Source organism: Kribbella sp. NPDC050470, assembly GCF_044458365.1.
In the GTDB taxonomy this organism is placed as follows: domain Bacteria; phylum Actinomycetota; class Actinomycetes; order Propionibacteriales; family Kribbellaceae; genus Kribbella.
This window is the reverse complement of record NZ_JBITHV010000008.1, coordinates 97,083-109,991: the sequence shown is the minus strand read 5'-3', so window position 1 is coordinate 109,991 and position 12,909 is coordinate 97,083. Positions and strand designations below refer to the sequence as shown.

Below are 12,909 nucleotides of genomic sequence, written 5' to 3'. Positions count from 1 at the left end.
GCAGTCATCCTGTCTCGGTCGTCGGGGTCACGGAGCCGCTCTGCACCATCGCCTTCGCGACCAGCACGCCGTCGGCGAAGCAGAGCCGGTAGGCGTACGTGATCGAGAACGGCCCGTCCGGGCGGTAGTAGCGGCAGGTCCAGCCGGCCGGTGGGTCATAGCCTTCGCCGGGCGGGTCGATCATCTGCATCGCAGGCAGGGCCTTCTCCACCTCGCGCTCGGGCTGGCCGACGGTCAGAGCGTCGTACTCGCTCGGTCGCAGGATCGAGCTGTAGCCGGCGATCAGGTAATAGCCCAGGGCAACCACTCCGATCACCGCACCGAGGATCAGCGGGGCTGCGACGGCGGTGATCAGGCCGCGACGGACACTGCGCCGTACCGTGGCCCGCTCAGCGGCTGCCGCGGACATTTGCGGCTCCTCCTCGGGCTCCGGTCGGCCACCTGCCCGCGGCATCGTCGCCACGACCTCGAAACCACCCTGGTACGGCCCGGCGGTCAGCGTGCCACCGACGAGCCGGACACGCTCCCGCAGCCCGTCCAGACCGCGACCCGACGACGGCACGGACTCCGGCACCGGCCGCACGGCGCCGGAGTCCACGATCCGCACACGCACGTCGTCCTCCGCGCACGTCACGCTCACCGTCACCGCCGCACCGGGCGCGTGCTTGCTCGCGTTCGTCAGCGACTCCTGTACGACGCGGTGCACTGCGCGGTCCACCATCGGCGACAGCTCCGCATCGCCCTCCTGGATCAGCCGCACCGACAGGCCGCTTGCAGCCGCACGCTCGACCAGAGTGGGCACGTCCTCGTCGCGTGGGACCAGTGGTGCCTCGGTGTCTCGCAGTACGCCGATGATGTCCCCGAGCCGGTCGGTCGCCGTACCGGCCATCTCCCGCAGCTCAGACGCGGCCCTGCGGTGCTCCTCGGGCAGCGATGGGTCCAGCTCCAATGCGGCGGCCCGCAGCGCGATCAGGCTGAGCTCGTGACCGACCGAATCGTGCATGTCCTGCGCGATCCGCGACCGCTCCCGCAGCCGCTCCTGGTCGATCGCCATCCGCTGCTCGCGCTCGATCCGCTCGGCCCGCTCCCAGCCGGCCGACGCGAGCAGCGCCTGCTGCGCCCGGTAGCGCCCGATCAGCCACGGCAGGACGACCAGCAGCAGGGCGAGCAGCAGCATGACCAGCCAGCTCAGCACTGCTTCCGTCGCCTGCTCCTCGCTACGGACGGCCAGGCTGAGCACCAGTAGCCCGGCCAGCGACCAGCTGCACACCAGGACGAAGTGTTTGAGCTGTGTCTCCCGCCGCCCGGCCAGGTAGCTCAGCAGCGTGATCGCCGGGACCAGGGCGATCTGGACTCCGTGCGTCGTACCGAGGGCGAACGCGAGGATCACGATCTGCGCCCAGGCCACCAGGGTGAAGGCCAGCAGCGGCCGCACCCGGCGGAGGAACACTCCGGCGAACAGGACCGCGAAGCAGGCGCCCTGGAACCAGTAGGGGTCGCCGCGGGCGCCGCTCTCCGCGAGCACGAGGAAGCACAGCACGGCCCACAGGCCGACGTCTCCCAAGCGCCGCCACTTCACGCGCCCGACGCTACACAGTCGGCGCGGTCGCGCCGTACTGCCGAAAGTCAGGTCTTCAGTTGCCTTCGGCATCAACGAGCTCGAACGGGACGATCGACAGGTTCGGCACGGCCTCGCCGCGCAACTGGGCCATCAGCAGGTCGACCGAGCGCCGGCCCATCTCCCGCTGGTCCTGCCGGACGTGCAGGTACGGCGGTCCGCCGATCGAGTCCCCCGGTGAGTCGAAGCAGGCGACCACCTGCTCCCCGTGCAGCGCCCGGTCGACCATCCGCGCCAGGTTGTACTCGCAAGCGACGTACGCCGTCACCTGCGGCAGCCGCTCGCGGAACGCTCGGATCACGTCGACATCCGCCCGGATGCTGTCTGGCGTCGTCGACCCGGGCAGCGTGCTGCGCAGCTCGGTCAGCTCGTAGGCGTGGCCGCGGCCGTCGAAAGCGGCCCGGAAGCCGTCCAGGCGGTCCTCGATCGACGAGGTGTTCACCGGCGGCGGCGAGACGAAGGCGATGTGCCGGTGGCCGCGATCCAGCAGACGGGACGTCAGCGCTCGCGAGGCAGCGACGTTGTCGGTGTGCACTGCGGCGACCGGGATGCCGGACAGGTGCCGGTCGACGAGCACCACCGGGTACCCGTCCAGCACCTGCCGCAGCAGGCTGGCGTTGTAGTAGTCGCCGTGCACTGGGAAGACGATCAGCCCGTCCACCTCACCGGTCGCCACCAGCGAGTCCACTGCCTTCTCCTCGTCGGACTGCCGGCCATGCGTCCGCCGTACGACGAGATGGGCGCCGTACTCCGCACACCGCTCCTCGATGGCGTTCAACAGGTCCAGCCCGTAGGCCTCGGACATGTCCGGTACGACGAACGCGACCGAGCGGGCCTCGTGCTTCGGCCGAGGGACGCGGCCCTTCAGCGGGACGGTGACTCCGGTCAGGTCTGGCAGGTTCCGCACGACGAACGTGCCCCGGCCGCGGATCCGCTCGACCAGCCCGGCCTCGCGCAACACCTCGAGCGCCCGCTTCGACGTGATCCGGCTGACCTCGAACTGGGTCGCGAGCTCCATCTCCGAGGGCACCCGATCGCCGGGCCGCAGCGCTCCGCGGCGGATCTGCTCCAGCACGTGGGTGCTCAGCTGCTGGTAGAGCAGGCCGGTTTGTCCGGTTGGCATACCAACATCATGTCGCATTGTCGGTGGACGGTGGGAGCGTGGGTTCCGGAGGTGGTCAGACATGAAGATCGACGGGAAACTCGCCGTCGTCACCGGAGCCGCGGTCGGGATCGGCCGGGCGATCGCGCAACGGCTCGCGGCCGAAGGCGCCTCGGTGGTCGTCGCGGACATCGACACCGACGGCGGGCTGGAAACCTGCGCCTCGATCGGCGTCGCGGCGCGGTTCGCCGAGGTCGACACGCGCGACGACCGGGCGGTCGCGGACCTGATGGCATGTCAACCACAGATCCTCGTCAACAACGCCGGCGGCGGCCCGTCGTTACGGCCGTGCTTTCCGGAGGCTTCGGTCGAGCGCTGGTCGGCGTCGCTCGACCTGAACCTGCGAGCGCCGATGCTGACCACGCAGCTCGCTCTGCCTGGCATGCAGCAGGCGGGCGGCGGCGCCGTCGTGAACGTCGGATCGACGGCAGGCCTGGGATTCGGGCCACATGTCTCGCCGGAGTACAGCGCCGCCAAGGCCGCGCTGATCCGGTTGACCGCGGTGCTCGCCCCGCTGTCGGACAGCCACGGGGTGCGCGTGAACTGCGTGGTGCCCGACTGGGTCGGGACTGAGCGCGGGATCCGGGAGCGCGCGGAGCTGCCCGAGGACGAGCGCGGGCCTGAGCTCGTGCCGCTCGAGGACCTCACCGATGCGGTCGTCCGCTTCGTCCAGGACGACGCCTTGACCGGCCGCGTGCTGCTGCTGGATCGCGACGAACGCCCCTTCTTCCTGAACTGAGCCTGCGAAGTGCGTGGAGAAGTCCGGTTCGGTTCCTGGTCCGGGCGGCTGCGGGCTGACAACATTCCCGCATGACCGAGCCCCGGCCTTCAGTGCCCGCCTTCGCAGCCGTTCCGGTGGTGTCCGTCGCCGCCGTCGTCGGGGTTGTGCTCACAGTCCTGTCGGGGCGGTACGGGTACCACCGAGACGAGCTGTACTTCCTGGTGGCCGGCCAGAAGCTCGCCTGGGGGTACGTCGACCAGCCCCCGCTCACCCCGTTCCTGGCGCGCGTCTCGTCGTCGCTGTTCGGGAACACGCCGATGGGGCTTCGAGTGGTGTCGACGGTTGCGTGTGCGGTCACGATCGTGGTGGTGGCGTTGATCGCGCGAGAGTTCGGGAGCGGTCGGCGCGGGCAGGTGCTGGCCGCGGTGTGCGCCGCGGTGTCCGGGTTCGTGCTGGGTGTCGGTCATCTGGTGTCGACTGCGACGTACGACTTGCTGGCGTGGATGCTGATCTGCCTGTTCGCGGTGAAGCTGTTGCGGACGGAGGACGCGCGTTGGTGGCTTGCGCTTGGTCTGACTGCGGGCATCGCGCTGGAGAACAAGTATTTGGTGGTGCTGCCGGTCGGGGCGCTGCTTGTGGCTTTGCTGATCGTCGGTCCACGGAGCGTGCTGCGGTCGTGGTGGCTCCTCGCCGGTGTTGCGGTCGCCGGGCTGGTGGCGCTGCCCAATGTGCTGTGGCAGTTCCAGCACGACTGGCCGCAGCTCACGGTGGCCGGCGGCATCAGCGAGGACGACGGCACCGAGAACCGGATCACGTTCATCCCGCTGCAACTCCTGCAGTTGTCGCCGTTCCTGATCCCGGTCTGGGTGGTCGGATTCCGGCGGCTGTGGCAGATACCGTGGGCGAGGTCTGTCGCGTTGGCGTATCCGCTGCTGTGCGTCGTCGTACTGGCTGTCGGCGGGAAGTCGTACTACGCGCTGCCGTTGCTGCTTGTCCTGGTGGCTGCCGGGGCTGAGCGGGTTGCGTCCTGGTCGCGCGGGGTTGTGGCGGTCGGGCTCGCGCTGACCGCGGTGACGTCGGCCATCTTCACCTTGCCCGTGTTGCCGGCGTCGGCGGTCGACCTCGTGATCCCGGTGAACCAGGAGCAGGGCGAGCAGATCGGCTGGCCCTCGATGGCGACAGCTGTGAAAGCGGAGTGGGATCGAATACCGGCTGACCAGCGCTCGACGGCCACGATCTTCACCGGCAACTATGGCGAGGCCGGTGCACTGCGCCGCTACGGGCCACCGTTGGGGCTGCCGACGGCGTACTCGGGTCACATGAGCTTCGCCGACTGGGAACGCCCCGCCGACACCCAGACCGGGCCGGTGCTGCTGGTCGAGCTCGAACGATCACCGGCGTACGAGGCACACTTCCGCGACTGCTCGGAGGTCGGCACGATCGACAACATCGTCTCGAACGACGAGGACGGCGCGGCGCTGGTGCTGTGCGCCGGGCCCGCCGAGCCGTGGTCAACTCTGTGGCCGAAGCTCCGGCACTACTACTAGGGTGCTCGAATGCTTTCCATGGTCGACATCCCGGCGGGCACCATCACCCTCCGGGACGACCGCCTCAGCACCCAGTGGCAGGTCGACCTGGCCGCCTTCCGCCTCGCCCGCATCCCGGTCGTCGGCGAGGGCGACGTACCCCTCACCAACCTCAGTTGGCTCGACGCAATTGCCCTGTGCAACGAGCTCTCGGCCGACTTCGGCCTGTCCCCGGCCTACCGGATCGACGGTTCTGAGGTCCTGTGGGACAGGGACTCCGACGGCTATCGCCTGCCGACCGAGGCCGAGTGGCAACACGCCTGCACCGCCGGCACGCCCGCCTATCGCTACGGCGAGCTCGACGACATCGCCTGGTACGCCGACAACTCCTCCGGCCAAGTCCACCCCGCCGGCCTGAAGCTGCCCAATGCCTGGGGCCTGCACGACATGCTCGGCAACGTCTGGGAGTGGTGCTGGGACCTCTACGACCCGTCGACCTACGGTTCCTACCGCATCTTCCGAGGCGGCGGCTTCGCGGACGCCGCGCGTTCCGTCGGCTCAACAGTCCGCCGCCGCTCCCATCCCACCTTCACCATCGAAGACCTAGGCCTACGAGTAGCCCAATCCCGTTAGGCGCCTAGGGCTTGAGTGCGAGCTTGCCTACGGTCGCCCGTGCTTCGAGCTCGGCCAGAACCTTCGGCCCGTCGGCCAGGTCGTACACCGTCGGCTGCCCCGGCGGGTAGACCCCGATCTCGATCAACCTATCGAGCTCCGCCATCAGCTCGGCAAACATCTCCGGTGCGTGCTGACCCAACACTCCAATATGCAGCCCGATCACGTGCACCTGGTGCTTGAAGTTCAGCTCCCAGTTGCTGACCGACGCCTCGCCTCCAGCAACCCCGTACACGATGACCTTCCCGGTCACCCGCTTCGCCACCTCGAGACTCTTGCCGAACGTCTCCCCACCCACCGATTCCAGTACGACGTCGACGCCTCGGCCGCCCGTCAGGCGCCGTACCTCACTCACGAGATCCGCGGTCCGGTAGTCGATCACCTCGTCGGCGCCGAGCCGCCGTACCACGTCATGCTTCTCCGCGGACGCCGTACCGATCACCGTCGCCCCGTAGTGCTTCGCCAACCGCACCGCCGCCTGCCCCACCGCCCCGGCCGCCGCATGCACCAACACCACCTGCCCGGCCGCAAGCTGCCCCAACGGCCGCAACGCCGCCAACGCCGTACCCCAATTCAACACCAACCCCAACGCCTGCTCATCCCGCCACCCAGCCGGCACCCGCGCCAGACTGTCGACCCCCATCACCATGTACTCCGCAAACGCCCCCGGCCCAGTCCCGATCACCCGGACACCCAGCAACGCCGGATCCACCCCGTCCCCAACAGCCACGATCTCCCCAGCCGCTTCGAACCCGGCCACATAAGGCGCCTCGGGTCCGCCGTCATACGCCCCGCGCGTCTGCATCACGTCCGCAAAGTTGACCCCCGCAGCCCCAACCTTCACCAGCACCTCCCCGGCCGCCGCCCGAGGCACCTCCACCCCATCCCCCACCACCAACGCCCCCGGCCCCACCAACGCCCCCAGCACCAACGCCCGCATACCCACTCCCAACTTCGATCCCCATCAAACTTCGACCCCGATCGTACAACCCCCCCCGACCGAACTGCCGCCGAGTTGTCGATTTTGGCTACCGCGAAACGTGATTTCGGACCAAAACTCACAACTCACCGAGTTCGCCCCCCGGCGCTCGACACCTCAGGCACGATCGGCCGCCCCGCAACCCGCCCACGCCAACGGCCCACCTCAAAGCCCTCGATCAGCCGTCTTCCGCGCCGACCGACCCCCACCGGCCGCCGGATCGCGGCGGCCAACCCGCCCACCCTGCTACGTCGCTTGCCTGGGCCAACCCCCACGGCAAAGCCACCGGCGGCAGGACCCCAAGCCCGTCAGCCGGGCCCGCGAGCACCCCGCCCCGAAAGGCAACCCCGACGGCCAACCTCCGGACCGCCAACGACGGCGAGCACCCCGCGCCACTCAGCCGACCAGATCGATCACCCCACGCCGCCCAGCAAACCGCGGCGGCCAACCCAAGCTGGTCGGCCGACTGCAGCGCCCAGCCCACGCCGGAACACCACGGCGGCGATCAACCCCGCCGGCCAGCCAACCGCGACGACCAACCCATCCCGGTCAGCCGATCGCGGCGCCCAGCCCACGCCTGAACACCACGGCGGCGAGCAACCCGAGCCGGTCAGCCGACCAGGGGCTATCAACCCACGCCGGTCAGCAAACCGGAGCGTTTAACCCACGCCGGAATACCACCGCGGCGAACAGCCCCCGCCGGTCAGCCGACCGCGATGGTCAATCCACGCCGTTGAGCCGGAGTCGATGCTCAGCCCACGCCGGGAACTCCACGGCGGCGAGCAACCCCCGCCGGTCAGCCGACCGCGGCGAGCAACCCCAGCCAGTCAGCCAACTGCGGCGAGCAAGTCGCGCCGGTCAGCAGACAGCGGCGGCCAACCACGGAGCCGAGCGAAGCGACGGCGCAAGGGGGTGCGGGTGGCGGAGCCCCCGCTCGCGGCAAGCGGAGCGCAGCCGCACAAATGACGAAGGCGAGGCGGTCAGCGCAGGAACTGCGCGACACACCTCGCCCATCGCCTTCGTGGACGATACTGGGATCGAACCAGTGACCTCTTCCGTGTCAGGGAAGCGCGCTACCGCTGCGCCAATCGTCCAAGACAACCAACTGAAACCTGTGGTGGGTTCCGAGGTGGAGACGGGATTCGAACCCGTGTACACGGCTTTGCAGGCCGTTGCCTCGCCTCTCGGCCACTCCACCAGTGAGAAAGCTGGCCTGCCGAACCCTCTCCGAGCGGACGACCGGGTTCGAACCGGCGACCTCAACCTTGGCAAGGTTGCGCTCTACCAACTGAGCTACGTCCGCGCTGCGACCGGGTTTTTCGTTCCCCCGGCGCGAGAAGAACATTAGCCCATCTCCCCCGGAGTTGAAAAATCGGGGTCCCCGCAACGTCGACCCACCGTCATCAACTGGTCACCTGTGGACAGCCTGATGGTCGCGAATCGCCTTAGGACTAAGGTGTTCTGCGGAAGGAGCACCAATGCGCATCTGGCTGAACGGCACCCTGCAGGACGACCAGGCGGTCGTCTCGCCGCTGGACCATGGACTGACCACGGGCGACGGGGTGTTCGAGACGATCAAGATCGTCGACGGGCGCCCGTTCGCGGTGACCCGGCACCTGCAGCGCCTGGTCCGGTCGGCGGTCGGCCTCGGCCTCCCGGAGCCGGATGTCGCGTACGTCGAGGAGGGCATCGCGACGGTCGTGAAGGCCGACCCGGACATCCCGTTCGGCCGGCTCCGGATCACGTACACGGGCGGTGTCTCCCCGCTGTCGTCCGATCGCGGTACGTCGGGCCCGACGATCGTGGTCGCGTCCGACCCGATCAAGCGCCCCGGCCCGGTCTCGGCGATCGTCACGGTCCCGTGGATCCGTAATGAGCGGAGCGCGGTGGCCGGCCTGAAGACGACGTCGTACGCCGAGAACGTCCGGGCCCTCGCCTTCGCCAAGGAGCGCGGCGCCAGCGAGGCGATCTTCGCCAACACGCTCGGCAACCTGTGCGAGGGCACCGGCGCCAACATCTTCTGCGTGTACGGCGGCGAGCTCGTCACCCCGACGCTCGAGTCCGGCGCCCTGGCCGGCGTCACCCGCGCCCTGGTCCTGGAGTGGTACGGCGCCACCGGGCGCGACGTACCGCTGGCACAGCTGTTCGAGGCTGACGAGATCTTCCTCACATCCACCACTCGCGACGTCCAAGCCATCCAGCGTGTCGACGACCGCGACCTGCCGGCTCCGGGCCCGATCACCGCCGAAGTCGCGAAGACCTTCGCCGAGCGCTCGGCCAAAGACTCAAACCCGTAAGCCGCCAGGCAACGGCCCCGACCAGTCACGACCCCTGGCAGGACAGACTCACGGGTGCGCCGTACAGGGCGCAGTAGTAGAGCAGCTCTCCGCCTGGTGCACGGAGAGCTGTTTGGGCCGGTTACTCGCCTGAGGCTTTGCGGCGTTCGCGGTAGGCGGCGACGTGGAGCCGGTTGCCGCAGGTGCGGGCGTCGCAGTACCGCTTCGAGCGGTTCCGGGACAGATCGATCAGGGCGTCGTCACAGTCCGGGGCCTCGCAGCGACGGAGACGTTCGCGTTCCCCGGCCGAGATCACCTGGGCAAGCGCGATCCCGCACTCCACCGTGATCCGGCACGCCAGCGACGCGCCGTCCCGGGAGTAGTGGATGTGCCACGGGTGCCCGTCGTGGTTCGTCAGCCGCGGCGTCGTCGTACCGCGGGCCACGATCGCGTTGATCATCGCAGCCGCCGTGGCATCGGATTCCGTGGTGAAGACCGGCGCGAACAACGGCCGCAGATCACGAACCTCGGCCAGGTCCTTGTCCGTCAGCGTGCCGACCGCACTGAACTCGCGCTCCTGGACGAACTTCTCCAGTTCCTCGAGCGATTCCATGGTGTCGACCTGGCTGTTCGGCCCGGGCAGCGTGTTCACCAGCCGGACCAGCGTGCCGAGCGCCTGCTCGGTGTCGTGCGAGAAAGTCACAATCACGTCTCCAACGCGACGGGGTCTCCGTCTTGCAGCAAGAGTAGCCCGCCCCGATTAGATTGGCGCTGACATCATGCGCTATGGTTTCACCCGCAAGGCACCACAAGACAACACCAGCAACACCAGAACGGGCGATTGGCGCAGTGGTAGCGCGCTTCGTTCACACCGAAGAGGTCACTGGTTCGAACCCAGTATCGCCCACGAAGGCGATAGGCGACTCGTGTCCGCGGAGAGCGCGGACCGGGTCGCCTTCGTCGTTTGTGCGGCTGCGCTTCGCTTGCCGCGAGCGGGGGCTCCGCCACCCGCACCCCTTTGCGCCTTCGCTTCGCTCGGCTCCGTGGTTGCCCGCCGCGGATCGCTGGCCGGCGCCTTCGCTTCGCTCGGCTCCGTGGTTGCCCGCCGCGGATCGCTGGCCGGCGCCTTCGCTTCGCTCGGCTTTGGGGTTGCTTGCCGATGGTTGGTTTCGGCGGTTCTGCTGTACGTCGGGGAGCGGGACAGCCGAGGTGGTGGCCTTCCGTGGGGCGGGGCCACGATTGTGGCGAAGGGGTCAGGGAGTGAGGCCTAGTTGGGTCAGCATTCCTGTTGAGTCGAGGTAGGCGTGTTCTGTTGCGATCAGGTGGTCTGGGGTGAAGGTCCAGAAGATTGCCATGTTGATGGCGAAGGAGTTGCCGGTGGCGGGGAACTCGCCGGTGGGGCCGGGCATGGGGCCTGTCATGGTGCCGGTGGCGTGCAGTTCCCAGGCGATGGCTTCGTTTGCTACGACGGGGTCACCGATCAGGGTCCAGACCATGTCGGGGAACGCCCTGCGGAACGCCGCGGCGGTCGCGAGTGCTGTCTCGCGGCCCTTCATCGGTTCGGGGGACATCGGGTCCTCGAGGATCACGTCGGCGGCGTAGAAATCCCCCAGGGCGGCGACCTCGCCGGAGTTGTAGAGGTCGACGTACCTGCGAATCAGCTCTGCGTCAGTCATTGTGTCTCCCCGCGGTCGAACTGAACCGGTCTCCTCAAATCTGGTCCGCGACCGGTGGCTCGTCCATTCCAGAAACCTGGCAACTCGGCGCCGGCGTCGATTACCGTTGAAGCGTGTCTCGGGTCTGGAGGCCAGGTGGCACGGCTGTCGATGGATGAGGCGGGCGCCCGGATCCGTCAGCTCGCCCGCGCGGGACTCGATACCCACGCGTTCTTCGAAGCGGCGGGCGACACCCTGAGTCGCGCCGTCCCGGTCGGCGGCGCGCCGCCGTTCTGGAACACCATCGATCCCTCGTCCCACCTGATCACCAGCGTCCACTTCGACGGCGAGTGGTTCTTCGACCTCGCCGGTCAACTCGAATGGGAGTACCAGGCGGTCGACCTGAACAAGACCGCCGACGTACTCGCGAACAGTCAGGGTGTCCAGACGCTGCATCAGGTGACGGGCGGTAGCCCCGAACGCAGCCCGGTCTTCCGTGAGTACCTGCGACCGCACGGCATCGAGCAAGAGGTCGCCGTGGCGCTGCGGGCGAAGACCGGTGAGGCCTGGGGATCCCTGCGGCTTAACAGGAGTCCCGGCCAGGACACGTTCAGCGCCGTCGAGCTCGACTTCCTGGGCTCGGTGAGCCCGCACCTGGCGGACGGGGTGCGCCGCGGCCTGCTGCTGGGCGAAGCCCTCGAGCCCGACTGGCCCGATGCGCCCGGCCTGGTGGTAATGGGCGAGGGTCTGTCGGTTGAGTCCGTCTCCCCAGAGGCAGAACGCTGGCTGAAAGAGTTGAGCGGAGGCCATGAGGGCACACCGGTCCCGCTCTTGTCGGTCGCAGCTCGAGCGACTGGCTGGGACGGACCCGCCCTGGCTCGGGTCCGCACCGCCACGGGTAGGTGGCTCGTCCTTCATGGAACGTCGATCACAACACCGACCGGCCTACGCGCGGCCGTCATCATCGAACCCGTTGCCCGGGCGCGGATCGCGAGCGTGCTGATGGCGGCCTACGGCCTCACCCACCGCGAACGTGAGATCACCAAGCTGGTTCTCATCGGGCAGTCCACCGCGCAGATCGCCGACGACCTCGTCATCGCGCCGGTCACGGTGCAGCAGCACCTTAAGAGCATCTTCGCGAAGACCGGCGTCCACAGTCGCCGGGATCTCGTATGCACCGTGTTCGTCGACCACTACGACCCACGTGTGCACGACAACGAGGTACGACGGGTTGCTGCGCGACCATCACGCGGTGGTCCCGCGCCGCTCAGCAACTGAGCGCGTCTACGCGTTGTGCAGGAGGTTGAGGTGCTCGGGCGAAAGCTCGAGGGTGGTGGCATCCAGGGCTTCCTCTAGTTGGCGGAGGGTGGAGGCACCGAAGAGGGGGATCAGGGTTTGGGGTTGGTGGAGGAGCCAGGACAGGACTAGTTGGTTGGGCGTGGCGTTGAGGGATTGGGACAGGTGGCGGAGGGATTCGAAGCGGGTGTAGGCGGTGGGGTGGGCGTAGCCGCGGGAGGCTGGGAAGGGGCGGTCGAGGTGGGCGTAGGAGCCGGCCAGGAGTGGGGAGTACGCGACCAGGGCCATGTCTGGGTGGGCGGTTAGGTAGTCGAGGTGTTCCACGCCGGCGTGGGTGTAGTGGGGGCTGCCTAGACGCTCTTCGCCTTGTAGGGCCGGCGGGTTGGGCCAGAGGTAGGTGTGGTGCTGCTGTACGACGGAGTACTGGGCGACACCTTGGTTGGCAGCTAGCTGGCGGGCTCGGTCCAGGCGCCAGCTGGTGGTGTTGCTGCAGCCGATGAGGTCTACGAAGCCTTCGGCGGCGAGCCGGCCGAAGGTGGCTACGGTTTCCTCGAGCGGGGTTCGCCGGTCGTCGATGTGCGCGTAGTACAGGTCGATGCGGTCGATGCCCAGGCGGTCGAGGCTGCCTTTGACGGCGGTCTCGATAGCGGTTGCGCTGAGGCCTTCCCAGTACTCGTCGTCAGGGGTGCCGGGGCGGGTCGACTTGGCGCCGACCTTCGTGGCGATCACGAGTTCGTCGCGGTTGCCTCGCGATTTCATCCAGCGGCCCAGGAGCTCCTCGCTCTCGCCGCCGTTGCCGTGCCATTGGTTGTAGTTGTTGGACGTGTCGATGAACGTCCCACCGGCCTCGACGAAACGATCGAGAATCGCGAACGCGGTGTCCGGGTCCGTCGTACTGCCGAAGTTCATCGCACCCAGACACAAGGCGCTGACGTCCCGGCGGTTGCCAATGGTTCGATACAACATGGAGTGCTCCCTCAAGCGGTGGATTCATTTCAGCCTGC

The 12,909-nt window shown here is 68.4% G+C and carries 11 protein-coding genes and 4 tRNA genes; 6 read left to right on the top strand and 9 right to left on the bottom strand.

Going from position 1 to position 12,909, the window contains the following annotated elements:
- Window positions 1-4 precede the first annotated feature (4 nt).
- Together ACIBGM_RS24565 and ACIBGM_RS24560 are read right to left on the bottom strand one after the other, a co-directional pair.
- On the bottom strand, window positions 5-1,579 hold the full coding sequence (locus ACIBGM_RS24565) for a sensor histidine kinase (RefSeq protein ID WP_396386852.1): 1,575 nt from the start codon (window positions 1,577-1,579) through the stop codon (window positions 5-7).
- A 55-nt stretch (window positions 1,580-1,634) separates the two neighbouring features.
- Window positions 1,635-2,741 carry a GntR family transcriptional regulator gene (locus ACIBGM_RS24560; RefSeq protein WP_360537767.1) on the bottom strand — a complete coding sequence of 369 codons (1,107 nt, stop codon included), beginning with the start codon at window positions 2,739-2,741 and terminating at the stop codon, window positions 1,635-1,637.
- 61 nt (window positions 2,742-2,802) lie between these two features.
- On the opposite strand from ACIBGM_RS24560, the gene ACIBGM_RS24555 reads away from it, so the two are divergent.
- The 3 genes from ACIBGM_RS24555 (at window position 2,803) to ACIBGM_RS24545 (ending at window position 5,660) form a co-directional block, all read left to right on the top strand.
- Window positions 2,803-3,519, top strand: a complete 717-nt coding sequence (locus ACIBGM_RS24555; protein WP_360537769.1) for an SDR family oxidoreductase — start codon at window positions 2,803-2,805, stop codon at window positions 3,517-3,519.
- Between the two features lie 71 nt (window positions 3,520-3,590).
- Window positions 3,591-5,048 (top strand): ArnT family glycosyltransferase, encoded by a 1,458-nt coding sequence (locus tag ACIBGM_RS24550; RefSeq protein WP_396386851.1) that lies wholly within the window; start codon window positions 3,591-3,593, stop codon window positions 5,046-5,048.
- A 9-nt stretch (window positions 5,049-5,057) separates the two neighbouring features.
- Entirely contained in the window at window positions 5,058-5,660 is a 603-nt protein-coding gene (locus ACIBGM_RS24545) for a formylglycine-generating enzyme family protein (protein WP_396386850.1), read from the top strand.
- Window positions 5,661-5,664: 4 nt separating this feature from the next.
- On the opposite strand, the gene ACIBGM_RS24540 is transcribed toward ACIBGM_RS24545, so the two are convergent.
- The 4 genes from ACIBGM_RS24540 to ACIBGM_RS24525 form a co-directional block, all read right to left on the bottom strand.
- A complete protein-coding gene (locus ACIBGM_RS24540) occupies window positions 5,665-6,639 on the bottom strand; it encodes an NADPH:quinone oxidoreductase family protein (RefSeq protein ID WP_396386849.1) in 975 nt (324 codons plus the stop codon).
- Window positions 6,640-7,700: 1,061 nt separating this feature from the next.
- A tRNA-Val gene (locus ACIBGM_RS24535) sits at window positions 7,701-7,772 on the bottom strand.
- Window positions 7,773-7,805: 33 nt separating this feature from the next.
- Window positions 7,806-7,876 (bottom strand) — tRNA-Cys (locus ACIBGM_RS24530).
- A gap of 32 nt (window positions 7,877-7,908) precedes the next feature.
- A tRNA-Gly gene (locus tag ACIBGM_RS24525) sits at window positions 7,909-7,981 on the bottom strand.
- Window positions 7,982-8,156: 175 nt separating this feature from the next.
- On the opposite strand from ACIBGM_RS24525, the gene ACIBGM_RS24520 reads away from it, so the two are divergent.
- Window positions 8,157-8,975 (top strand): aminotransferase class IV, encoded by an 819-nt coding sequence (locus ACIBGM_RS24520; RefSeq protein ID WP_396386848.1) that lies wholly within the window; start codon window positions 8,157-8,159, stop codon window positions 8,973-8,975.
- Window positions 8,976-9,096: 121 nt separating this feature from the next.
- Here the strand turns inward: ACIBGM_RS24520 and ACIBGM_RS24515 are convergent, their stop codons facing one another.
- On the bottom strand, window positions 9,097-9,657 hold the full coding sequence (locus ACIBGM_RS24515; protein ID WP_396386847.1) for a CGNR zinc finger domain-containing protein: 561 nt from the start codon (window positions 9,655-9,657) through the stop codon (window positions 9,097-9,099).
- A 132-nt stretch (window positions 9,658-9,789) separates the two neighbouring features.
- Between ACIBGM_RS24515 and ACIBGM_RS24510 the strand changes: the two genes are divergently transcribed.
- Window positions 9,790-9,861 (top strand) — tRNA-Val (locus ACIBGM_RS24510).
- Between the two features lie 346 nt (window positions 9,862-10,207).
- On the opposite strand, the gene ACIBGM_RS24505 is transcribed toward ACIBGM_RS24510, so the two are convergent.
- On the bottom strand, window positions 10,208-10,630 hold the full coding sequence (locus ACIBGM_RS24505) for an ester cyclase (RefSeq protein ID WP_360538905.1): 423 nt from the start codon (window positions 10,628-10,630) through the stop codon (window positions 10,208-10,210).
- Between the two features lie 135 nt (window positions 10,631-10,765).
- On the opposite strand from ACIBGM_RS24505, the gene ACIBGM_RS24500 reads away from it, so the two are divergent.
- On the top strand, window positions 10,766-11,887 hold the full coding sequence (locus tag ACIBGM_RS24500; protein WP_396386846.1) for a LuxR C-terminal-related transcriptional regulator: 1,122 nt from the start codon (window positions 10,766-10,768) through the stop codon (window positions 11,885-11,887).
- Between the two features lie 6 nt (window positions 11,888-11,893).
- On the opposite strand, the gene ACIBGM_RS24495 is transcribed toward ACIBGM_RS24500, so the two are convergent.
- Complete coding sequence (locus tag ACIBGM_RS24495; RefSeq protein WP_360538899.1) at window positions 11,894-12,871, bottom strand: aldo/keto reductase; 978 nt, start codon at window positions 12,869-12,871, stop codon at window positions 11,894-11,896.
- Window positions 12,872-12,909: the final 38 nt, after the last annotated feature.

Bases quoted from the DNA above. Each gene is read 5' to 3' on its own strand.
- ACIBGM_RS24560 (WP_360537767.1), bottom strand. From the start codon at position 2,741: ATGCCAACCGGACAAACCGGCCTGCTCTACCAGCAGCTGAGCACCCAC.
- ACIBGM_RS24555 (WP_360537769.1), top strand. From the start codon at position 2,803: ATGAAGATCGACGGGAAACTCGCCGTCGTCACCGGAGCCGCGGTCGGG.
- ACIBGM_RS24550 (WP_396386851.1), top strand. From the start codon at position 3,591: ATGACCGAGCCCCGGCCTTCAGTGCCCGCCTTCGCAGCCGTTCCGGTG.
- ACIBGM_RS24545 (WP_396386850.1), top strand. From the start codon at position 5,058: ATGCTTTCCATGGTCGACATCCCGGCGGGCACCATCACCCTCCGGGAC.
- ACIBGM_RS24540 (WP_396386849.1), bottom strand. From the start codon at position 6,639: ATGCGGGCGTTGGTGCTGGGGGCGTTGGTGGGGCCGGGGGCGTTGGTG.
- ACIBGM_RS24520 (WP_396386848.1), top strand. From the start codon at position 8,157: ATGCGCATCTGGCTGAACGGCACCCTGCAGGACGACCAGGCGGTCGTC.
- ACIBGM_RS24505 (WP_360538905.1), bottom strand. From the start codon at position 10,630: ATGACTGACGCAGAGCTGATTCGCAGGTACGTCGACCTCTACAACTCC.
- ACIBGM_RS24495 (WP_360538899.1), bottom strand. From the start codon at position 12,871: ATGTTGTATCGAACCATTGGCAACCGCCGGGACGTCAGCGCCTTGTGT.